General features: G+C 51.0%; 19 protein-coding genes. 11 read left to right on the top strand and 8 right to left on the bottom strand.

The window, feature by feature from the left end:
• Window positions 1-22 precede the first annotated feature (22 nt).
• The 5 genes from AQS70_RS07040 (at window position 23) to cyoD (ending at window position 6,443) form a co-directional block, all read left to right on the top strand.
• Window positions 23-2,296: an FdhF/YdeP family oxidoreductase gene (locus AQS70_RS07040; RefSeq protein ID WP_055102162.1), complete on the top strand. Its 2,274-nt coding sequence runs from the start codon at window positions 23-25 to the stop codon at window positions 2,294-2,296.
• 121 nt (window positions 2,297-2,417) lie between these two features.
• On the top strand, window positions 2,418-3,359 hold the full coding sequence (locus AQS70_RS07045) for a COX aromatic rich motif-containing protein (RefSeq protein ID WP_055102163.1): 942 nt from the start codon (window positions 2,418-2,420) through the stop codon (window positions 3,357-3,359).
• Window positions 3,360-3,370: 11 nt separating this feature from the next.
• Entirely contained in the window at window positions 3,371-5,482 is a 2,112-nt protein-coding gene (locus AQS70_RS07050; protein WP_420912340.1) for a cbb3-type cytochrome c oxidase subunit I, read from the top strand.
• Window positions 5,479-6,111: a cytochrome c oxidase subunit 3 gene (locus AQS70_RS07055; RefSeq protein WP_055102164.1), complete on the top strand. Its 633-nt coding sequence runs from the start codon at window positions 5,479-5,481 to the stop codon at window positions 6,109-6,111. The genes AQS70_RS07050 and AQS70_RS07055 overlap by 4 nt, the downstream gene beginning before the upstream one ends.
• Window positions 6,108-6,443 carry a cytochrome o ubiquinol oxidase subunit IV gene (gene cyoD, locus AQS70_RS07060; RefSeq protein WP_055102165.1) on the top strand — a complete coding sequence of 112 codons (336 nt, stop codon included), beginning with the start codon at window positions 6,108-6,110 and terminating at the stop codon, window positions 6,441-6,443. Before AQS70_RS07055 ends, cyoD begins: the two co-directional genes overlap by 4 nt.
• Before the next feature lie 452 nt (window positions 6,444-6,895).
• On the opposite strand, the gene AQS70_RS07065 is transcribed toward cyoD, so the two are convergent.
• Entirely contained in the window at window positions 6,896-7,972 is a 1,077-nt protein-coding gene (locus tag AQS70_RS07065) for a YkvI family membrane protein (RefSeq protein WP_055102166.1), read from the bottom strand.
• Between the two features lie 665 nt (window positions 7,973-8,637).
• Between AQS70_RS07065 and AQS70_RS07070 the strand changes: the two genes are divergently transcribed.
• Both AQS70_RS07070 and AQS70_RS07075 read left to right on the top strand, forming a co-directional pair.
• Window positions 8,638-10,518, top strand: a complete 1,881-nt coding sequence (locus tag AQS70_RS07070; protein ID WP_055102167.1) for a DUF294 nucleotidyltransferase-like domain-containing protein — start codon at window positions 8,638-8,640, stop codon at window positions 10,516-10,518.
• Window positions 10,518-11,237 (top strand): 3'-5' exonuclease, encoded by a 720-nt coding sequence (locus AQS70_RS07075; RefSeq protein ID WP_055102168.1) that lies wholly within the window; start codon window positions 10,518-10,520, stop codon window positions 11,235-11,237. The genes AQS70_RS07070 and AQS70_RS07075 overlap by 1 nt, the downstream gene beginning before the upstream one ends.
• Before the next feature lie 80 nt (window positions 11,238-11,317).
• On the opposite strand, the gene AQS70_RS07080 is transcribed toward AQS70_RS07075, so the two are convergent.
• On the bottom strand, window positions 11,318-12,985 hold the full coding sequence (locus AQS70_RS07080) for a BCCT family transporter (protein ID WP_055102169.1): 1,668 nt from the start codon (window positions 12,983-12,985) through the stop codon (window positions 11,318-11,320).
• Between the two features lie 411 nt (window positions 12,986-13,396).
• On the opposite strand from AQS70_RS07080, the gene AQS70_RS07085 reads away from it, so the two are divergent.
• The gene (locus tag AQS70_RS07085; protein ID WP_055102170.1) at window positions 13,397-13,840 is read left to right on the top strand and encodes a hypothetical protein; all 444 of its coding nucleotides are present in this window, start codon (window positions 13,397-13,399) and stop codon (window positions 13,838-13,840) included.
• An 82-nt stretch (window positions 13,841-13,922) separates the two neighbouring features.
• Window positions 13,923-14,405, top strand: a complete 483-nt coding sequence (locus AQS70_RS07090; RefSeq protein ID WP_055102171.1) for a DUF2867 domain-containing protein — start codon at window positions 13,923-13,925, stop codon at window positions 14,403-14,405.
• 116 nt (window positions 14,406-14,521) lie between these two features.
• Here AQS70_RS07090 and AQS70_RS07095 read toward each other — a convergent pair whose 3' ends face one another.
• The 5 genes from AQS70_RS07095 to AQS70_RS07115 form a co-directional block, all read right to left on the bottom strand.
• Window positions 14,522-15,406: a homocysteine S-methyltransferase family protein gene (locus tag AQS70_RS07095; RefSeq protein ID WP_055102172.1), complete on the bottom strand. Its 885-nt coding sequence runs from the start codon at window positions 15,404-15,406 to the stop codon at window positions 14,522-14,524.
• A gap of 143 nt (window positions 15,407-15,549) precedes the next feature.
• The gene (locus tag AQS70_RS07100) at window positions 15,550-16,395 is read right to left on the bottom strand and encodes an amino acid ABC transporter permease (protein WP_055102173.1); all 846 of its coding nucleotides are present in this window, start codon (window positions 16,393-16,395) and stop codon (window positions 15,550-15,552) included.
• Window positions 16,392-17,213, bottom strand: coding sequence for an ABC transporter substrate-binding protein (locus AQS70_RS07105; protein WP_420912341.1), 822 nt, complete (start codon window positions 17,211-17,213; stop codon window positions 16,392-16,394). The genes AQS70_RS07100 and AQS70_RS07105 overlap by 4 nt, the downstream gene beginning before the upstream one ends.
• Before the next feature lie 475 nt (window positions 17,214-17,688).
• Entirely contained in the window at window positions 17,689-18,051 is a 363-nt protein-coding gene (locus AQS70_RS07110) for a response regulator (RefSeq protein WP_055102175.1), read from the bottom strand.
• A gap of 23 nt (window positions 18,052-18,074) precedes the next feature.
• Window positions 18,075-19,517, bottom strand: a complete 1,443-nt coding sequence (locus AQS70_RS07115; RefSeq protein WP_187331787.1) for an ATPase domain-containing protein — start codon at window positions 19,515-19,517, stop codon at window positions 18,075-18,077.
• A gap of 314 nt (window positions 19,518-19,831) precedes the next feature.
• On the opposite strand from AQS70_RS07115, the gene AQS70_RS07120 reads away from it, so the two are divergent.
• Together AQS70_RS07120 and AQS70_RS07125 are read left to right on the top strand one after the other, a co-directional pair.
• Entirely contained in the window at window positions 19,832-21,160 is a 1,329-nt protein-coding gene (locus tag AQS70_RS07120) for a PAS domain-containing sensor histidine kinase (RefSeq protein WP_055102176.1), read from the top strand.
• Between the two features lie 213 nt (window positions 21,161-21,373).
• Complete coding sequence (locus AQS70_RS07125; protein WP_055102177.1) at window positions 21,374-21,832, top strand: GNAT family N-acetyltransferase; 459 nt, start codon at window positions 21,374-21,376, stop codon at window positions 21,830-21,832.
• Between the two features lie 236 nt (window positions 21,833-22,068).
• Here the strand turns inward: AQS70_RS07125 and AQS70_RS23935 are convergent.
• Window positions 22,069-22,311: hypothetical protein (locus AQS70_RS23935; RefSeq protein ID WP_055102178.1), on the bottom strand; the 243-nt coding region annotated here is incomplete at its 5' end.

A 22,311-nucleotide genomic window follows, 5' to 3' on the forward strand; every position in this document is an offset into this window, starting at 1 on the left:
TTTAGATGGCCGAGGAGTGAACATGTCTAAGCAAGGGAAAGTCGAGGGTATTCGCGACTACAAAGCCCCCGCCGGAGGATGGGGAGCTTTAAAGGCAACCGCTAATGCCATTCGAACGCAAATGGAGAATGTGCAAGCGGTTACAACGCTGCTCAATACCAATCAGCCCGATGGATTCGATTGCCCAGGCTGCGCATGGCCAGACAAAAAGCATCGCTCAACCTTCGAGTTTTGCGAGAACGGCGCTAAGGCCGTCACCTGGGAAGCAACCAGCAAACGCGTCACACCAGAGTTTTTTGCGGCTAATACAGTCACGGCGCTGCTAAACCGAAGTGATCACGAACTGGAAAACAATGGGCGGCTTACCAACCCGATGGTGTATGACCGTGCTTCAGACACCTTCAAACCTGTGGCCTGGGACACTGCGTTCGAACGTATCGGTGAGGTGCTGCGAGGGCTAGATCCCACTCAGGTCGAGTTTTACACCTCTGGGCGCGCTTCAAATGAGGCCGCTTACTTGTTCCAATTATTTGCTCGCGGGCTGGGCTCCAACAACTTTCCCGATTGCTCAAACTTGTGCCATGAGCCCACCAGTGTTGGGCTGCCTCAATCCATTGGCATAGGGAAAGGTACGGTGTCGCTGGAAGACTTTGATGTATGTGAGTTAGTCATTTCTATCGGCCACAACCCCGGCACTAACCACCCGCGGATGATGGGCACACTGCATGAAGTCTCACGTCGCAAAGTGCCAATTTTGGTGTTTAACCCTATCCGTGAGCGCGCACTGGAAACCTTCGCTGACCCGCAGAACATGGTGGAGATGGCAACTTATGGTTCAACACCGATTGCATCGACCTATCTGAACGTAAAAGCCGGCGGCGATGTGGCCGCCATCAAAGGCGTAATGAAAGCGGTGTTGGAGCTTGAAGAGCGTGTCGGTGAAGTACTCGATCACGCGTTCATTGCGACCCACACCAATGGCTTTGAAGCCCTAAAAGCAGACTTGCTCGCCACCGACTGGTCACTGATCGAGCGCCACAGCGGGCTTAAACGTGAAGCCCTAGAGCAAGTGGCAGCTGCTTACGCTAAGTCCAATGCCACCATCATCACCTATGGCATGGGCATCACTCAGCACAATGCCGGCACCGAAAACGTGCGCACGTTGTGCAATCTGCTCATGCTGCGCGGCAACCTAGGCAAGCCGGGCGCAGGTATATGCCCGCTGCGTGGGCACTCTAATGTGCAGGGCAATCGCACTGTCGGTATTACCGAAAAACCCTCCGCTAGTTTTTTACAAAAAATAGAACAAACATTGGGTTTCAAGCCGCCTTATGCCCATGGGCACGGCGCAGTGCAAACCATGCAGGCCATGGTTGCCGGAACCTCAAAAGCTCTGATTTGCTTGGGCGGTAACTTTGCCGTTGCCCTGCCCGACCCCGAACAATGCTTTGCTGCCATGAAGCAATTGGACCTGAGCGTGCACATTGGGACCAAGCTCAACCGCTCGCATTTATTGGTCGCCAAAGAGACGTACCTGTTCCCTTGCTTGGGGCGCACTGAAATAGATCTGCAAAATGGCGTCGCGCAGTCGATTACGGTAGAAGACTCGATGTCCATGGTTCACGCGTCTGCCGGACGCTTGCAGCCCGCATCCGAACACCTGCGCTCGGAGCCGGCAATTGTCGCGGGTATGGCGAGCGCTGCGCTGCCGCATTTGTCTATTGCTTGGCAGGATCTGGTTGCTAATTACGACCTGATCCGCGACCTGATCGAAAAAACCATCCCCGGCTTTGAGAACTATAACCAACGAATCCGAGTCCCCGGCGGCTTCAGATTGCCATTGCCGCCTACCGAACGCATTTGGCCAACACCCTCCGGGAAGGCCGAGTTTTATGTGTACCCCGGCGTCGATGAGGACTGGGTGGTCGAAGGCAGCGATGTGCTGCGGCTCATGACATTGCGCAGCCATGATCAATACAACACCACCATCTACTCGATGGATGATCGTTATCGGGGCGTTTTTGGTCGGCGCGATGTGTTGTTTATTAGCGCTCAAGACCTGCAAGAACGCGGCTTAGCCCATGGTGACTTGGTGGATCTTGAAACCGTAACCTCCGGCAGAAAGATGCGCTACGAAAAGTTAACCGCGGTGGAGCACCAAATCGCACCCGGCTCCGTAGGCGCTTATTACCCCGAAGCCAACTGTTTAATTGCTCTGGACAATATAGATCCACAAAGCGGAATTCCGGCTTACAAGTCCGTGCCTGTGCGCGTGACACGCTCGAGTCTGAACTGATTTTTTATCACACAGCAGCCGCCTCACAGTCCGCGCACTGGAGATCATCTGAAATTATGCTTTAACTAACGCTACATCAAACAAGCGCTGATCAAGTTGTACGACTCATGGAGATGACTGCGTGAAAGGAATCACTACCTGCGCTCTGATAGTGTCGGGGCTTTTGCTACCCGCACTGACGCAAGCGGCGTCATCGGCAGACACTGCGATAACCAACGCTGGTTTCATCGACGCGGCAGGCCCCGTTGCTGCCGCGCAATTTGAGCATTTCAAGACGATTATTTCGCTGATGCTCATTGTGGTCGTACCCATTTTTATTCTGGTCCCATGGGTATTGTGGCGTTATCGCCGGGGTGGACGCGGGGCCTACCGGCCAGACTGGGACTTCAACTGGGGCAACGAAGCCGTTTTGTGGGGCATCCCGATCATTCTGATCATTGTCCTCAGCTCGGCACTTTGGGCGCACACCCACCAATACGACCCTTACCGCCCTCTTGGCAGTGAGCCACTGGAAATTGAAGTGGTATCGCTGGATTGGAAGTTCCTGTTTATCTACCCCCAGCAAGGCATCGCTACTCTGGACTACTTGGCCCTAGAGCAGAACCGACCTGTGCGATTGAAGCTCACCAGCGGCACGGTCATGCAGTCGTTCATGATCCCGCAATTGGCCGGGCAGATTTACACCATGGCTGGCATGAGCACTCAATTGAACCTAGTGGCGGATCGCACAGGCGAGTTTCTGGGACGCAATACCCAGTACAACGGTGAAGGGTTTCACACCCAGTCGTTTCGCACGGTAGTGATGCCCTCTTCGCAGTTCGACACGTGGGTTCAAGACACCCAGCACAATAAACAAACACTGAATTTCACAACCTACGAACACCTGCTCAAGCCCAGTATTGAGCATGAGCCGCGTTATTTCGGAACGGTTGAAACAGGTTTGTTCGAGCGTGTTCTCGCCAGCTTTACCTCAGGCCATGGCCAACAGCACAGCCCCACCGCTAAGGCTTCACTAGAACGTGAGCATCACCCACACACCCGCACAGAAGGGGCAGAACAGTGAGCTGGGAGACTATTTTCGGACAACTAAGCTGGGACTCACTGGTGTTTACTGGCGCCATCAAGCACCCCTCATCCAGTGAATTCGTTGCATTTGGCGCAGGCAGTATTGTGATCCTTGGCGCAGTCGCGGTTGTGCTGCTGCTGACCGCTATGCGCTGGTGGGGCCCGTTGTGGCGCGACTGGCTGACCAGCGTCGACCACAAACGCATCGGCATCATGTACATCGTCATCGCCTTGGTCATGTTTTTAAGAGCGTTGATTGAAGCCGGGGTGATGCGATCTCAACAGTTGGCGGCCTATGACAGTGCGGGCTACCTGTCGGCCGATCACTTTGGCCAGCTATTCACGACCCATGGCACGATCATGATTTTTTTCGTGGCGATGCCGTTTATTACCGGGCTCATGAATTACATCATGCCTCTGCAAATCGGGGCACGGGATGTCAGCTTCCCGCTTCTGAACGCGATTTCTTTGATGCTAACGGCAGCAGGCGCGGGGCTGATTATGGTGTCACTGGTGGTCGGCGAGTTCTCGACCGGCGGGTGGAGCGCCTACCCTCCGTTCACCGGGATTGAGTTCAGCCCCGGCGAAGGCGTTGACTATTGGATTTGGTCAGTCACCCTAGCGTCGATAGGCTCGACCCTGACTGGGCTCAACTTTGCCGTCACCTTGTACAAAAAGCGTTGCCCCGGCATGTCAATGTTCCGCATGCCGCTGTTTTGCTGGACGACACTCTGCACCTCGATTTTGATGATCTTCGCTATGGCACCGCTGACCGTCGCCACGATCATGCTGGCTCTGGATCGCTACGTAGGTTTCCACTTTTTCACCAACGGTGACGGTGGGAACATGATGAACTTTGCCAACCTGTTCTGGCTGTTCGGGCACCCGGAGGTGTATATCCTCTTGCTACCGGCACTGGGGGTGTGGTCTGAGGTGGTGTCGACGTTTGTCAGCAAAAGAATCTACGGGTATACCTCCCTCGTCTACGCCACCATGTGCATAGCGGTGTTCTCGTTCGGAGTATGGCTGCACCACTTTTTCACCATGGGCCAAAGTGCCAATGTGAACGCCATTTTTGGTATTGCCACAATGATCATTGGCATACCGACCGGGGTTAAGGTGTACGACTGGATTCTGACCATGTACCGCGGCCGAATCCGACTGACGACGCCAATGCTGTTCCACATAAACTTCTTACTGACCTTTGTACTTGGCGGCATGACCGGCATTCTGTTGGCCAACCCAACCGTGGACTTTCAGGTTCATAACTCACTGTTTCTGATCGCACACTTTCACAACATGATCATTCCGGGCGTTCTGTTCGGGATGTTCGCCGCCGTCCAGTATTGGTTCCCCAAAGCCTTTGGATTCCGCTTACATGAAGGCTGGGGTAAAGCGTCTTTCTGGCTAATGGCGCCGGGCTTTTTGCTGGCGTTCTTCCCGCTCTACTGGCTCGGCATGCTGGGGGCGCCGCGACGTACCGTGATGTGGTCCGACCCTTCGTTTTATCCATGGTTAGCGTTGGCCATGCTCGGCGCGGTGCTGCTTCTGCTCGGCACGGTGTGCATGCTGGTTCAGATTGGTGTTTCTATTCGTCAGCGCCGCCAACTCAACGTTTTGTTGGGCGACCCTTGGGACGGTCGCTCTCTGGAATGGTCGATCCCCTCCCCACCGCCGCTCTGGAATTTTGCAGTCGTGCCTCAAGTCGACAGCCGCGACGCGTTTACCGAGGCCAAAAAAAACGGGGTGGCTTATCGCTCGCCTACGGCCTACAGCGATATTGAAGTGCCATGCAACTCGATGGCCGCGCCATTGATCGGCGTCTTCAGCTTCACCTTGGCGTTTGGTTTGGTGTGGCATATCTGGTGGTTGGTCGTACTCTCATTTATCGCCGCTTGGGCCGTGGTGATTGCACGTTCCTTCGTCTCGCAGACCACCGAAATCATTCCGGCCAGCCGTGTCGAAGCTGAACACGAAGCCTTTCTGGCCGCCGTACGCACCACTCCTGGCGTCACGCGGGATCTAGAAATGAGCCCGAAAAATCGGGGCAAGGCCGCCCCGGACAGAATTGGACAGCCGAGCCAAGCGCTGCCTGATGACATTTTGGAGTCAGCCTTATGAATGCGCCCCACTCTCTGCATCCGGGGGTAAACCTGGATGTGACTGATCGCAAGAGCCACGCAAAGGCTTCAGAAGTCATCTTCGGGTTCTGGATTTTCCTGATGAGCGACTTGGTGTTGTTTGCCGCGCTCTTTGCCACCTATGCCGCCATGAGTACACAGGGTATTGCCCATGGCCCATCACCTGCGCAGGTCTTTGATCTCGGTTCTGCCTTCGTTGAAACGCTGTTGCTGCTGCTCTCCAGCTTCACGTTTGGCTTTGCCGTCTTAGCGATGAAATACAGCACCAGCCGCAAACGGCTTCTCGCTTGGCTAGGTCTTACGGCATTGCTGGGGGCTGCCTTTGTGGCGCTGGAGCTGCACGATTATTACGAGATGATCGTCAACCACAATGCATGGCCGCAAACGAGTGGTTTTCTGTCTGCCTACTACTTACTGACTGGCACCCACGCTGTCCACGTATCGGCGGGCATTGTTTGGATGATCGTGCTGGCTATCCAAGTAATGACCATCGGGGTCAATACACCCGTCAAACTGCGCCTTCTGCGTTTAGCCCTGTTCTGGCACATGCTGGACATCGTATGGGTCGGGATCTTTACCTTTGTTTATCTGTTCGGAGTTGCGACATGAATCCAGAATCTTCATCGAACAGTAACTTGCAGGGCCAGTCGAGCAACGAACATCGTAGTTACTTCATCGGCCTGTTGTTGGCGCTAGTACTGACCTTAATCGCTTTCGGGCTGGTCTGGTTAAAACTCGTCACAGGCACCCAAGCTCTTGCCGTGCTAGGGGCACTGGCCTTGGTACAAGTAGTGGTACATCTGCGCTTCTTCTTGCACATCGACTTAGGCAAATCACACCGCGACGACCTAATGCTGATTCTTTTTACATCCTTAATACTGCTATTGATCGTTGCCGGCACGATCTGGATTTTATGGGACCAACATGCACGCATGATGTGAGTGGACGGCGGTGGGCTCAGACAGGTTTCGTCAGAGGCTGAATGCAAGAAGGGTGACTGAATACAGTCACCCTTCTTTGTAGAGCACGCCAGCCGGTGTTAGGTAATCCCCACCTCAACTGCGCCTTAGATGCTTACAAGGATTGATCCCAGTTAGTCATCAAAAAGCTGAACACCGCGAATGCGATAAAAATAATCAAAAACACATGGCCTTTTTTAACTTTGCTCTTCATACCAGCTCCTTTGGGTTTATCGCCCTCTCTTATACCCGACTCACGCCAAACATATCAAAGGTGATTGCGCGCAACGCCATAACGACAATCACCTTTAACGGCCTCAATGCCCAAAATCCGCAAAACTTGCATGGGTAGGAGCGAGCTTGCTCGCGATCTTTTAAAGGATCGCAAGCAATCAAGGGTCGATAGCGTTTAACGACATCTCACAGACTCAAGCTCAGGAAGCAGCCTCCTGCGCTTTTACCTTAGAGCGGCTGCGTAGCCAGTTGAAGCAAATAGCGAGAATCAGCGCGAAACCCACATAACCCAGTAGCGGGTAAACAGTGCCCACCAGCTTACTAAACCCCCCTAGACTCAGGCCCAAGCCAATGCACACCGTGACTGCGCTAATCAACTTGAAGCGGCTTGTTTCTGGCTTGGCAAAACGGGCGCTGAACGCAAAGAACATGCCCACGGCCGTGCTGTAAATCATACAAACCAGCGCCACCGACATAACAATCGAAAGCATGGGTGAGATGCGTCCAGCAAGAGCAAGTGAAGGCATTTCGATGCCCTGTAACTGGTTGATATTGGCAAACAGACCGATGTTCAACAGCAGGATCAGCGCGCCTAAACCAAGGCCCCCGAGTATGCCGCCAAGTGCCGCAGCCTTGGGTTGCTTGGTCATGCCACCAATAACAGCCAACATCGGAAAGCCAACGGCGATGTTGAAAGAGGCGTACAACAAAGCACCCACAAACCAGTTACCTGTAACCGTCGGGTTGTTTTCACGCGCAACCGCGTCAAGCGTCTCGATCGGAGCGTTGTAGCTGAAGATCGAGTAAGTGGTGATGATCAGCACCATCGCCAACAGGAAAGGCATTACGGCGCTGATCAAGTCAATGATGCGCTTAACGTTCATGCACAACGTGGCAATCACCAACACCATCATCAATACGCCACCGAACAACGGAGGCATATCGTATTGCTGGGCAAAGATCGAACCGCTGCCGGCCAACATCACCACGCCAACACCGTACAGGAAGAAAGACAGCACAATGTCGACGACCAAGCCGATGCGCGCACCAAACAGAATGTAGAGAACGTCCTTGTGCGAGCTCGCTTGCATCGTTGAACTCATGCGTGCGATCTGCATGCCGAGGAAGGCGAACATCAAACCACTCACCAGAGTTCCAACAATACCTATAAGCCCATAGCCGGTGAAAAACTGAAGTACCTCCTGACCGGAGGCAAATCCCCCACCAATAACGACGGACATATAAGCAAGGGCAATCTGGATTGATTGTTTATTCATTAAACTATTTCTCATTCTTAGACTTATTAGAAACATGGCACCAGAGAGACGTGCCGACCTCTCATTTGCATAGCGCGAAACTCGCCTAAACAGGGGCCTGAACGCAGAAGCAGTATAAGAATTACGCAACAGTTTTTTTCACCGTATAAAGACGTGCGGCCAGTGATTAATAGCTATAAACAGACCCATGACATGACAAATCGCTAAAGCAAGACCCATCCGACGTCATAATATCTTGAAATATGATGAAACAAACAAATCCTTGCGAATCAGTCCCTTAGCATCAGTGCAGAATTATCCGACCTTGCACACCATCATGTCCTTACACGCTAGAGGTCTATTTCACACAGATTAGTGAGCATCTACTGACAAACCCGGCTAATAAATCCAGTGGAACCCTCAGATGCTCCAAGCGTGAAGCTCAAGAGTCAAATGAGATGGGAAATTTCGAATCTTCAACCGCCATGAAGGTCTATGTTTAAGCATTCCAAAGCGCACAAACGAACAATCAACACCTCAAAATACAAACGCCTCAAGTTTTTATTGCATAGGTTACTTGAGGGTCTGCAAAGAATATGTTCAGGTCGTGTTGGCAGATAGACTCAACCGATCAACCGCATTTATTAATCGTCACCTCTAGAATTTCTAACTGACTGTGAGGCTGCATGCACATCGAGCTACAGGAAATCAGCGATCACCTTTCCCGCTTCGCCCCCTTCGACTCACTGCCTAAAGAGTCGGTTGATAATATTGCCCGACAGGTTGACGTAAGCTACTTCAAAGCGGGAGTTGACATCCTAGAAGCCGGCGCGCCTATTCAAGACCTGCATTATGTGCGCAGTGGGGCAGTCGAGATTTATCGACGCAATGGAGAACTCCATGACCGGCTGGTTGAGGGCGATATTTTTGGTCAGGCCGGCCTGCTGCGCAGTAATAAAGTCCGATTCCCTGCAAGAGCGCTTGAAGACAGCCTGATCTATTTCATTCCTGCTCCTGTATTCGCTGAGTTATGTGCCGACCACGATTCATTTGCCGATTTTGTAGAAGCAGAAGGACACTCACGACTAAAGTCTGCGGTCGAAGCACAAGGCAGGGCTAGCGAGTTGATTCAACTCAAGTGCCGGGCACTGATTTCAAGATCTTTAGTTTGGGTAAACTCCACTGTCAGCATTGGAGACGCTGCACGGAAGATGACAGAACAAAGCGTTTCTTGCGTCTTGATAATGTCCGCCCCTGAACTGCAAACAGCGCAGATTGAAGGCATCGTCACTGATCGCGATCTGCGAACCCGCGTGGTCGCTGGAGGCATAAACGCAGAAGAAACGTTGATCCATGAAATCATGACGGTCGACCCGCTGACCATCAGTGCAGATGACTCCGTGTTCGAAGCCATGCTGGTAATGTTGCGTCGCAATATTCATCACCTGCCAGTAGTACATCACGGTCGCCCAATTGGTTTGATCAACCTTTCGGATATCATCCGGTACGAGTCACAAAGTAGTTTGTACTTGGTCAATCGAATATCAAACCAAACATCCGTTGAAGGTTTAAGGTCGCTGTTACGAGACTTGCGGGGCACGTACATCCGCATGGTTCGCGACGGCGCCACAGCCCATATGATTGGCAGTGCAATATCGGGCATCGGCCGGGCATTTACCCAGCGTCTTTTGGAACTCGCCGAGAAAAAATTCGGGCCTCCACCTATACCCTATTGCTTCATGGTACTGGGCTCTATGGCGCGAGATGAACAGTTACTGGTCACCGATCAAGATAATGCCTTGGTATTGGATGACAGCTTCAACCCAGAACTTCATGATGCCTACTTTCGAAGTTTGGCAACTTTTGTCAGTGATGGCCTTGCCGCCTGCGGCTACAGCTACTGCAAAGGTGCAATCATGGCGACCAATGATCAGTGGCGTCAGCCGATAAGCGTGTGGCGAAATTATTTTAAAACGTGGATCGAAAAACCGAACCCTACGACACTGCTTAACAGCTGTATTTTCTTCGACCTTGACGGCGTTTACGGGCAACTCGAGTTTGTGCAAGAACTGCAAGTGCTATGCGCTGCAAAATCCAAAGCGCACCCTGGATTTCTAAATGCCATGGCCAGAATTGCGCTCAACCGCACACCGCCTTTAGGGTTCTTTCGAACGTTTGTTGTCGAGACCGATGGGCAACAGAAAAGAATCATCAATCTCAAAGGCCGAGGCACCGCACCACTGACCGATCTCATTCGAATCCATGCACTGGCCTGCGGCAGTACCGCGCAAAATTCCTTTGACCGACTGGATGCCATCACTGCAAGCAATGTCATGCCTCCAGAAGCAGTAAAACACCTTCGGTACGCATTGGAGTTTCTGTCGATGGTGCGTATCCGACATCAGGCAGACGCCCTGGAGCAGGGAGCATCGCCTAATAACTATATTGAGCCTGCAAACTTCTCTAATAACGAACGGCATAACCTGAAAGAAGCTTTTCAGATATTAAGCAACGCGCAAAATTATCTGCGATTCCGTTATCCAGCCAAAGGACGACTCTCACAGTGATGCGCCTAAAAAAAACAGTCACTGCGCCTATCTTGGATTGGTCAGCTCGGTTCGAAGTGTTGTCTGGCCAAGCCAAAAACGCCCAATTACGTCGCTTTTATCAAGGGGGTGTTGTCTCAGCAATGACGCCCGTTGAGCGTGTTCAATTACTGGCTATGGATATTGAAACAACCGGGTTGGATGCACAGGCCCACAGTATTGTGAGTATTGGCTTGATACCACTCACGTTAGAGCGCATCCATTGCAACCAATCAATGTATTGGGTGTTGAAACCAAGCTCCGAGCTGGTTGAAAAATCCGTCACTTTTCATCACATCACCCATGCAGAAATATCGAATGCGCCGCGGTTTTCTGAGGTACGCGATGCTCTTTTGGAAGCGATGACAGGCAAAGTGATGGTGGTTCACTATCGAAATATTGAACGCGGCTTTCTGGATCAAGCTTTGCGCGAGTCTCTGGGTGAAGGCATAGAGTTTCCGGTCATCGACACCATGCAGCTAGAGGCACGGGTGTATCGCAAAAAGCTGAGCTGGCTTGATCGCCTATTAAGGCGTAAACAAGCGTCCATCCGATTGGCCGACAGTCGCGAACGGCTTAATCTTCCGGCCTACCATGCTCATCACGCTTTGATTGACGCCTTGGGAACCGCAGAATTACTCCAAGCACAGATTGCTAATCGCTACAGCCGAGCGACCCCAATAGGCGAGTTATGGAGCTGAGTGAGGCAATGAGGCTGGAGGCCATCGAGTTACGATGGCCTCCAGTGTCATCAAGTCTATTTAATGCCCACTAACTAGAGTTAGCGAGGCTCAGACATCAGACCCTTTACAAGGGATATACAGCCGAGCATAAGCACGATTGCGAAAGGCAAACCAGTCGAGACGGCCATAGCCTGAAGCGCTACCAGCCCTCCCCCTAACAACAGCGCAATTGCAATAACACCCTCAATCACCGCCCAAAACACACGCTGCGGCACAGGCGCATCAACTTTGCCGCCGGCAGTGATGGTGTCAATCACCAGTGAGCCTGAGTCTGATGAGGTGATGAAAAAAACAATCACAAGAATCACACCTAAAAATGACGTGATTTGCATCAGTGGAAGCTCACCGAGCATGGCGAACAACTTCAACTCCAGCACAGCATCCTTAACACTTGTAAGCCCTTGCACTGTCGCTTGATCAATGGCTGTTCCGCCAAACGTCGTCATCCACAAGACTGAAACAATCGTGGGTATGAGCAATACACAGACTAGGAACTCTCTGACCGTCCGGCCTCGGCTGACACGCGCAATAAACATCCCCACAAATGGCGACCAACTAATCCACCAAGCCCAATAGAAGGCTGTCCAACCTTGGGTAAATTGGACATCGCTGCGACCAAAAGGATTCGAAAGCGCTGGAAGATACTCGACATACGTCAGCATATTTTTGAAGAAGCCGGTAAATATCGCCAGTGTTGGGCCCACGACAATAATAAAGACCAAGAGCAACAGCGCCAGTCCCATATTAATCTGGGACAACACTTTTACACCTTTGTCCAAGCCTGACAGAACCGACCAAAGAGCAATTATGGTAATACCAATGATCAGTAAGACTTTGCTTAGGTTGTTAGACTCTATACCGAATAGATATTCAATCCCTGCCGCTGCCTGTTCAGCACCAATACCGAGCGATGTTGCCAAACCAAACAACGTGGCAAATACAGCCAGAATATCAATCAGGTGACCCGGCCATCCCCATACCCGCTCGCCCAATAACGGATAGAAAATCGAACGAATCGAAAGGGGCAAACCTTTGTTGTATGAGAACAGCGCTAAAGACAATGCCACAATTGCGTAAATGGCCCACGGGTGCAAACCCCAGTGAAAGATAGTGGAAGCCATCGCCAAATCAGCCGACACTTTCATATCCCCGGCAGCACCGCCCAACGGCGCAGAGTCCGTTCGTACGCCATTGGCGTCGAGCGTAATACCGTTCATGGATGCAGCGTAATGTGACATCGGCTCTGCCACGCCGTAGAACATTAAGCCAATGCCCATCCCCGCAGCGAAGAGCATCGAAAACCAACCCACATACGTATAGCTTGGCTTGGCATCCTTACCCCCCAACCGAACCTTACCCAGCGGGGATAAAATCAAGACAAAACACAGCACTACAAATATATTAGCGATGCTCATGAACAACCAGGCAAGGTGCCCGGTTATCCAGTTTCGAATAGCATTAAATAAAGGTTCCACCTCGTTTTGCAGTGCGAGCGTCAGAATAACGAACAACAAAACAGTGGCGGCAGAAATGATAAAAACTTTGCCGTGTATATCCAGTGAAAATGAAAACTCCCCTTTAATATTATCTTGGCCAATCACATAGTCAGTATCGATTAGGTTGGCGGCTCCGCTTGGGGCTGGAATCCCATCCCCACTGGGTGTTTGAGGGCTTGCGGGCTGTTCATTCTCTGGTTTTTGACCCATGAGAAGCTCCTTGTTGATAGCACGCTAAAGCGCACAATGAGTGTAATCCCTGCTGATCCGATGGCAAAAGCGAGAGGTAAGCACGGTCGAGTATATCAAGCTTTGAAATTCAGGCTTCGCAACCTCCCTGTTCATTATTCAAACGCCTAACTCCAAACTGAAAGACTCACCCTCAGTCAACCGCGGCGGTCTAAAAGTTCCCCTGTCGTATACCGGAAGTTGTATCGCCCAAGGTGGCTCGCCTTGCCCTTACCATGCGCAGCAACGCTGCTTGGATTCCACAAGCGCTCAGCACGCGCTACAGCCTTCTGTTTAAAGGGCTGATAGAGTGAGCTCGGCTGTGCTGAAACAACTACACTTTAGCCTCCACCTTGTTCAACACCTCAGTCTGTGTGATCGGAGTTCTGCAACATGTCAGTGACCAATATCGACAAATTCAATGATCTGGCTGGCAAAATTTTCGCTGAGTTGTATGAGCGCTTTCCAATTCCCTGCACTCTTATTGCGAGAGAACTTGCCACACCTACCTGTACATCTGAAGGCAATGGCCTTTGCCTGCTTGAGCTATCAAACAGTGATGCTGAGTTTTTTAATGCAACCGCTCGCTGGCTAATCGGCTCCGGCTACCTGAATGGGGAGATACTCCCCGACACCCACGTGTCAGGAGCCATATTGACGATAAAAGGATTAGAAGCGTTGAAAGCGATGCCGCACTGTCTGACCCATGGCCTTTCGATTCGTCAGCGACTAGCAGAAACCATGAAAGAAGGCAGCAAGGAAACGCTAAAAAGCGTGTTAGCCGAAGAGATCGCCCTCGGTGCCAAGCTCATAACGCCCGTGATCGAGATTCTCTAGAGACGAAACAATCCGCCCTGAACGGTTTTCTCCGAGAAACAGTGAGAGCCGTCACGTCGTTGTCCACTAAAAGGAATTTAGTTTGGCTATCCCTTCACCTGCGCCCACCTTACGCGCGCTGTCCGATCTTGATTACTACGACTGCCGGTCGGTTTTATTGCCTGTTCAAATCACCCCTCTTGAAGCGTGGAACATCATGACGAGTGGATCAGGGTTGCCCATGCGTCTCGCTTTCCGTATCAGGGATGGGATTTCGTCTTTATTCGGCGTGAAGCGCATTGGCGGGTTTTCCGGCGTTGATCGCAAAGAAGTCCACCCTGGCGATTATCTGGATTTCTTTTTGGTGGAACACAGTGCGTCAGATATGTTGGTTCTGACCGAGCGTGACAGGCATTTGGATGTGATGATCTGCCTGTCGATCACAGATCGCATGTTTACCATCACATCATCGGTGGTGACGCATAACCTCTTTGGGCGTAGTTATATGGTGCCGGTGGGGCCAGCCCATAAAGTAATCATCAATCGTTATTTCAAGCGGCTACAACAAAAGCTTGGCAGGAGGTAGATGCTGGTTGTTGCGACTTGATCCCAGCTAAGCCGCTCACGTTGCCTGCTGTTAAGGCAGAACAATCGACAAGAGCGGCCGTGTTGCTGCTCACTCATCACAAGCGTGATTCGGGATCATGCGAGGCTTTGTTTAAGTGCTGCAATATGCTCCGGGCCTATTCCACAGCATCCACCGATCAGGCTGGCGCCTCTTTGCTGCCAGTCCTTAGCCCACTCAAGGTAACCAAAAGGGTCGAGGTCTTCGCGCAGCTCATCCAGGCCGTCATTTGCAGTCGCTTCCTTCGGTTGCGGCGGGAAGGCATTGGCGTAGACACCAATCGCGATATCAGCACCTAAACGGTTGATAACTGATTTCGCCACATCAACCGCAGCACCGATTACCTCAGGCTGACTGCAGTTGAACAACAAAGCAGCGATGTTCATTTTTGCGACTGCTTGCACAGCGTCAGCCACTGTCTCGCCTGAACGCAAGCGAGGAACACCGTCTACATCTTCATCTTCGAGGGTGAAAGACACCCAAAATGGTTTGCCGTCTGACGGTAAATGCGCGTGGATCGCTTGGACTTCGGCAAGCGAACTTTGAGTTTCTGCCAGCCATAGATCCACATGCGCGCCCAAGCCTTTGAGCAGAGGCGTGAGTACCTCTGTAACTCGCTCAGGCTGGAAAAGGTCAGGTCTGTAGGAACCGAACAACGGTGGAAGGGAACCCGCAACCTTAACGGGGTGGGAACTTGCGTCAGCCGCTTTGCGAGCCAGTTGACCCGCTGCGCAGGCAAGCTCTAATCCCTCTTGAGCAAAACGCTCCTCCCCAATGTGAAAGGGCACCACTGCATAACTGTTGCTAGTGATGACTTGAGCACCGGCCGCTATAAACGCGCTGTGAACAGCAACCACCACCTCGGGTGCCTCGCTTAATGCAAGCGCTGACCACTCAGGCTGTCTGAAAGGTGCACCACTGCGCTGTAACTCACGCCCCATACCACCATCAAGAATGACCATTGAATGTTACTTCCTATAATTTTCTAAATACAAAATGCGTGTCTAAAGAGTAACTACATACGCCAGAGGTCTATCCAACATCAAAACGTGATGTCTTTTCAAAAGACCCTCAGCAACGATGAATGAGTCACCTATAACCGGGCTTAGCGCTGATTAACGAATCCTTTGCCATAGTGGCGCTCAAGGCGGTGCTGTATCAGCTCAAGACCTACCGACATCAACCAGTAGATAACGGCTGCGGTGGTCAGCATTTCAATATAGCGATAAGACGAACGCCCATAAGACTGCGCAAGAAACATCACCTCCCACACGCCCATGACCGAAATCAAAGATGAGTCTTTGAGCATCGAAATAAACTGGCTGGTTGTCGGCGGAATAATGGTGCGCATGGCTTGTGGCAGGATGACATGCACAAAGGTTGCTGTCGGCGAAAGCCCCAACGCCATCGCTGCTTGGCGTTGTCCGGGGGCGACAGCCAAGATGCCCGCTCGGAAAATCTCGCTGAGGTAGGCACCGTAGTTAAGCGACAAGGCAATGATGCCTGCGCTGATTGCACCCGGAACAACGCCAATCTGGGGCAAGCCCAAATAGATCAGCAGTATCTGGATCAGCAACGGTGTTCCACGAAAAAACGAGGCGTAAAAAGTCGCGATTCCAAAGGCCACTGCGCTGCGAGAAAGGCGTGCGAGGGCCGTTACAAAGCCCAGTAGCAATGAGAACCAGATCGAGCAAAAGCACAAAAACAACGTCAGCGCTGCGCCTTGCAAGAAACCACTGGGCCCCAGATGCACGCCAACTAAGTTGGGCAATTTATCCAAGATGATCGAGAGCTTCAGGTCGAAGCTCAAGAAGAACATCACGCACAAACCGAGCAGAACCGCCCACGTAAGATAGAGCCGTGTGCGAAAGCCGAACAACTGGCTCAAGCGACGCGGCTCACCGTCAGCGACTAAACTCGTTTTATCGGAGTGTGAGTTGTGCGTTGTCATTGGCTGATATCGGTACCGATCCACTTCTCTGAAATTTTGCTGAGTGTGCCGTCAGCCTTAAGTTGAGTAATGGCCTCAGTGACCTTGGCACTCCACTCTGGATCACCTTTTTCAATCGCTACCACGTTGGGTTCTGCATACAACTGGGCGCCGGTAATTTTGAAGCGCGGGTCTTGGGCAATCCGTTCACGGGCCGTGATCAAATTAGTTACCATCGCATCCAGACGCACCCCACTCCCTAATGCCAGATCTTGGAACGCTACAGTTTCATTGTCATAGGGAGCAATCTGGACATTCTCAAATGGATAATTCAACGGCTTATCTTCTGCGCCTTCGATCACCAAGTCTTTATTCAAATAAGCTTCGTAGGTTGACGCGCTGATCACCCCCACCTTCTTACCTGATAAATCCTTGCCTTCAACGATGTCTTTATCTTTGGCGTTAACCACGATGACTGCCGGAGATTGGTAGTACTCGACTGGAAAATCGAACACTTCAGCTCGCGCCTTACTTGGAGTCATTGAGCAGACGCAGATGTCATAACGCCCACTCCAGCGACCAGCAGCGATCACATCCCAAGACGGTGTTTCCAGCTTGAGCTTAACCCCTAACCGCTCGGCAACGGCCTTAGCAACATCAACGTCAAACCCGTCTAGTTGGTTTTGATCGTTAAGGAAGGAGAATGGCGGATAGCTTTCCATTAGGACCCCGGTCATTTCCCCTTTTTTAGTCACCCGGTCTAAGGTCGAACCTGCAAAAGCCGTTGTGCAGGTCACAAACAGAGCGAGGCTGAGAGGTAAGAGCGCCATTCTTTTCAAAGACAAATACTCCATGCATTTCGAAATTATATGAATAGATTAAATCGTACTATAAATCCAATTTGTACTCATTTAATGGAATAACAACCTGCCATTGAGCTATATCGGAACGACGCGCGTGATCCGGCGGCTAAACGTTGGCAATCAAGCACCTGAAAGCACTCGGATTCGCCCCGTCCGGTTGGCGCGGGCAGGTCAAATGACACGAGACTTCTAGTCAGCTAGCGAGAATTTACCATCGACTGTCGATTCCGGCATAAATGCCTAAGGCGCAGCTAGGAGTCGATGCCCCACAAAATAGACGAACGCTTAATCCTTTATTTTATGTAGGGCGGAGTGAAATTTACGAAGATGTTTTCGCCCGACAAGGCAAGATTTTTACTACACAGCCATCAGCATTTTTATGAAAATTAAACATGCATGCCGCGCAACCTTACTCTTTTTATTCTATGTCCTTAATTTTATTATTTGAAAGTCAATCGTGATCTAACAGTTTTTTAACTTCGGCAATTAATAAATCAACGTCGAAAGGCTTTGGGAAAACCGAATTGAATAAATCCGGTCTCTGTATACCGATGTGTGCTTGGGCGCCACTCATCAGGATGATTGGCAATTGACTCCCGGAAGGTTGAGCTCGGACGGCTGATGCGAACTCTTGACCATTCATCACAGGCATCATGTAATCGGTAATTATCAGCTCCGGCCGCTCTCTTTCCAGAACATCCAGCCCTTTTTGACCATTACTGGCCTTTACGACCATGAACCCCTCATCCTCCAGCGCGAAGCTGAGAATCTCAGCAATCAAATACTCGTCGTCGACTACCAGGATGGTGGGCATATCAATTCATCCCGCGCAAAGGTTTAAGACAATGAACCGGGTGATGACTCAATGGGAGCTGACGGTTCATGTCTTAAAGCCTTTATCAGGAAAACATTTTGGTCACGAATGACAACCTCAAATCGAGAGGGGTCGTAGGAGCTGTCTCTCACTTTCAGAATAGAGATCGTCCTGCTTAGTTCATTTTGATTCTCATAAAAACGCATCAGTATTAGATTATCGACAACACTGGACAGGTCGGAGCTCGGCGAATTGACCTCAGAGCCAAACAGGCCGCGCATCTCCCAGGACGCGAAGACAGTAACGCCTCTAGCCCTTAGCTCGTTCATAAGAGCACTTAAAAAATCAGTAATGCGAGCTGGATTTGTCGAGACTCGAGTCATGCCGTTGAGGCTATCAATGAACAAGCGCTTGATGCCCTTTTCCTCAACAATCGCCAACAGTCGTGCACCCAAGCCATCCAACAAACCTTCAGTTGTTGGTTGCCAAGCAAGGGTCAACGCGCCGCTCTGCTCCATGTCTTTGATGTCGATACCTAGGGACTGCCCCTTCAAGCGCAGCCTTTGCGGGCTTTCATAAAAGCCGAAATGTAAGCCTGGCGCATCCACCGTAGACTCAGATAGAAACTTGAGACCTAGTGTGGTTTTGCCAATGCCAGACGGCCCCATGACCAGTGAGACACTCGAGCTGTAAAGTCCTCCACCGAGTAAGTCGTCTAGCGATCTAACGCCACTGGCAATACGTGTCATGTCAGCACTATCAGGGGCTGACGGGTGACTATAAAGACTCTCAAGCCGAGGGTGAATAACCATTCCGTCGTCAGTGATTTCACACTCATGCAGCCCTGTCATGGCTCCGCTGCCGCGAGTTTTACGCAACTGAATACGGCGTACCGAACGGGTGCCGAACAGCTCCTCGCCCATTTCAATAACGCCATCTACCATAGTGTGTTCAGGGCTGCCGTCGTCGAGTTGCGAGCTCGTGAGAAACAAAACTGTACACCCCGCGAATGCCGCATGCCCTTGTAGCTCTGCGATAAATTTCTTGGTGTCGATGGGCGAATCAGCCTTTGAACGCGCGTTAAGCAGGCCATCTACCACCATCAGCGTCGCTTTTTGACGACTAATTTCGCGCCTAAGCAGCTTCACAACTTCGTCTAGGCCTTCGTTTTCTAGGGTATCGAATGCGCTGACAAACTGAATTTCTGCGCCGACTTTAGATGAGTCGAAAAAACTCAGCGTAGAAAGGAATTGAAACAGACGATCATGGGATTCGGCTAACAGCGTGGCGACTAAAACCCGACCGCCATTGCGTGCATGAAAGAATCCAAGTTGATTAGCGAGAATCGTCTTTCCAGAGCCAGGGCGTCCTTGGATGATGTATGAAGCACCCGCGACCAGACCTCCTTTGAGCAGAGCGTCTAGCCCCTCTATTCCGCTTTGAAGGCGTTTTAGCTTTTCCACGATGCGACCCTGACTTAAAAACAGGCTGTTTAAGCCCAATGATGGGAATGCTAACGTCATTTTCTTTTTGCGGCTATCGACTCGTGAGATGGCAGCCTTTAAGCGTTGCGTGCTCGGTGGTTGCAATGTCTCTTTTCAATGCCACTGGCTGCGGACCACATGAATAGATGCCACTTATTATGCGTAACGCGCAAAATTATTGAGGGCAATAGAACTATGCACTTTGTTTGACAATTGTTCATTCCACGCCCACGCACTAATTTACACATCCTTCTTTGTGCTATGTTTGCGGCTATTTCCATTCTTGACCCTCATTTATGATCGCGCCTGACAATACCGCTTTGAATGGCTTCTGCGTCCTCGCTTCTTCCCCCGACTGCGTTAAGGTTTTAAACGAGGACGGCGAGATCTTGTGCTTCAACGAAGATGGGCTGCGGGTCATGGAGATTGATCATTTTGATCATATTCGTAATGTTTACTGGCCCGAGCTTTGGCCCGCAAATGTTCGGGAGCTGGCTAAAGAGGGACTCGCCGTTGCCAAGTTGAAGGGGGTAGCATCCATCAAAGCGCCCTGCCCTACCGCAAAGGGCAACCTCAAATGGTGGGACGTTACGATAGCGGCCATCCCCGGCCCAACAACTACTTATGCAGTGATATCCAGAGACATCACTGAACAGCACGCACAAGAGGTTGCCGAGCGGGCTCGCCTAGAAAGGCTCCAAGACATTTATAACTCCAATACAGACGCTCTTTGGGACATTGATTTGACAACAGATCAAGTGTGGTGGAGTGAAGGCCTGCAACATTTGTTCGGCTTCGAGCAGGGCCACATCGGTAACAACCTACTATGGCGCCAAGAACATATTCACCCAGAAGATCGTTCGCGGGTAATCTCAAGCATGGCGGATGCAATCGAAAACGGTTCGACCTTCTGGGAAGCTGAATTCCGCTTTATGGCTGCTGATGGCTCCTATATTGCTGTACTAGACCGCGGGTCCATCATGCGTAACTTAACTGGCGTGGGTGTCCGCGTTATTGGAATGATGCAAGATGTCAGCTCACGGCACTACAAAACTGAGAAAAATGAATTAATCGCTAAAGAGCTTTCACATCGTGTGAATAACATCCTTGCTATTGTGTATGCTCTTTTCCACCAGTCGTTGAAGAGAAGCCAAACCCTAGAAGCACTCAGTGCATCATTTGGTGATCGACTTTCAGCAATGGCTAAGGCCAACAAAGCAATTATGAGAAGTTCAAGCGACTCCGTTGACACGTTGGCACTCATAGTTGAACAGCTAGGTCCTTTTATTGGCGAAGACCGAATACGTGTGAGCGGCCCTCCTGCAAGTGTTGACGCCGCAACTGCGCTCCCCCTTGCGCTGGTCATTAATGAATTAGCCACTAACGCTTTGAAATATGGAGCGTTATCAAACGATGCCGGTGGTGTGACCATAAATTGGAGCCTGCACAACGACAAACCCATAATTATTCTTGATTGGATAGAAAAAGGAGGGCCTGCCGTCCATGAGCCCACCCGTAGAGGCTTGGGATCAGTGCTAATTCAACAGTCCATTCCTGGATCGACCGTTAACAGTCGTTTCGACCCAGCGGGTTTTAGTTGCAGCATTGAAATGCCGTGCGAATGAGCGCCCACTTAAAATTGCGCATGAGCTCATCCTCGCATGACTTGATTGGGGCTAATCCTAAAACGCTAATTACCGAGCCGACCGATCAAAGGCAGTCCGCTGCCCAAAGAAAATAACCGTCAAACACTTACCAGCGGCCCTTCAGCGATAGCGTCAGATTCTACTCCGCTCTGAATCATGCTCGCTCATAAGAATTAAACAAGGAAGAACCCCATGCTTCAGTTGGTTTGGCTCCGTGACCATATGCAATACAGCAACACTATGGCTGAGTGGTTGCATCGACAGTTCGCTTACGAGTTCATTGGACAATCACTGACTGACTGGCAACTTGAGTTCGCGAAGGGACAGACTAACGGCGACTGGCCAAGCCTGATTGCTTTAGAGGATGATCATATTCTCGGCGGTGCGGCACTCGCTACAAACGACCTGGCAGCGCGACCGGAACTCGGTCCATGGCTCGCATGCGTTTACGTAGCTACGCATGCAAGAAACCGAGGCCTAGCGGAGCAACTGATTGAGGGTATCTTCAACGCAGCTAAGACCAGCGGCAGCTCACAACTGTACCTACACACCCATGATCGCCAAGACTACTACGCCAAGCGCGGGTGGCAGGTGTTGGAGTGCTTTCAGGCATGGGGTAAAGAGCATTGGCTAATGGTTCGGGTTTTCTAATTCCCGCTAAAGAAAGTGAAGCTTTGGAAATATCTAACTCTCGGTACGAAATGTATCTGCGCTCGGTTATGCCGTGTTGAAAACAGGCTCGAAATGCTCATTTACTACCCGTAAACTCCGCTTCCTCGCCTGTTTTCGCCCTGCCTAACCTTCGCTCGAAAACATTTAGTACAGCCCCTAGGGGCGCCGACGGATGAAAGCATAACGCTCATGCTCTTGATGTATTTGAATCAGTATTACAAGTTGATTTCTTTAAACACCGGTTCTTTAGAATCTTTGAACGCTTCAAAAGAGTAGGTCGCGTAGTTATAGTCTTTGTATCCCCTCACCATCATAACGCCATTATGAAGATCTGACAGACTGGTCCATACGGTATATTCAGAAGAGCTATTACTTGCTATCCCATCCTCAGCTGTTGTATCTAAAGTGATGTCTTTCGTACGATCATACCTGTGCATAAGATGCGACAGAGTATTCAT

The sequence above is a fragment of the Pseudomonas endophytica genome, from assembly GCF_001411475.1.
In the GTDB taxonomy this organism is placed as follows: domain Bacteria; phylum Pseudomonadota; class Gammaproteobacteria; order Pseudomonadales; family Pseudomonadaceae; genus Aquipseudomonas; species Aquipseudomonas endophytica.

Coding starts and splice junctions, on each gene's coding strand:
- AQS70_RS07040 (WP_055102162.1), top strand. CDS start 23: ATGTCTAAGCAAGGGAAAGTCGAGGGTATTCGCGACTACAAAGCCCCC.
- AQS70_RS07055 (WP_055102164.1), top strand. CDS start 5,479: ATGAATGCGCCCCACTCTCTGCATCCGGGGGTAAACCTGGATGTGACT.
- cyoD (WP_055102165.1), top strand. CDS start 6,108: ATGAATCCAGAATCTTCATCGAACAGTAACTTGCAGGGCCAGTCGAGC.
- AQS70_RS07065 (WP_055102166.1), bottom strand. CDS start 7,972: ATGAATAAACAATCAATCCAGATTGCCCTTGCTTATATGTCCGTCGTT.
- AQS70_RS07070 (WP_055102167.1), top strand. CDS start 8,638: ATGCACATCGAGCTACAGGAAATCAGCGATCACCTTTCCCGCTTCGCC.
- AQS70_RS07075 (WP_055102168.1), top strand. CDS start 10,518: ATGCGCCTAAAAAAAACAGTCACTGCGCCTATCTTGGATTGGTCAGCT.
- AQS70_RS07080 (WP_055102169.1), bottom strand. CDS start 12,985: ATGGGTCAAAAACCAGAGAATGAACAGCCCGCAAGCCCTCAAACACCC.
- AQS70_RS07085 (WP_055102170.1), top strand. CDS start 13,397: ATGTCAGTGACCAATATCGACAAATTCAATGATCTGGCTGGCAAAATT.
- AQS70_RS07095 (WP_055102172.1), bottom strand. CDS start 15,406: ATGGTCATTCTTGATGGTGGTATGGGGCGTGAGTTACAGCGCAGTGGT.
- AQS70_RS07100 (WP_055102173.1), bottom strand. CDS start 16,395: ATGACAACGCACAACTCACACTCCGATAAAACGAGTTTAGTCGCTGAC.
- AQS70_RS07110 (WP_055102175.1), bottom strand. CDS start 18,051: ATGCCCACCATCCTGGTAGTCGACGACGAGTATTTGATTGCTGAGATT.
- AQS70_RS07120 (WP_055102176.1), top strand. CDS start 19,832: ATGATCGCGCCTGACAATACCGCTTTGAATGGCTTCTGCGTCCTCGCT.
- AQS70_RS07125 (WP_055102177.1), top strand. CDS start 21,374: ATGCTTCAGTTGGTTTGGCTCCGTGACCATATGCAATACAGCAACACT.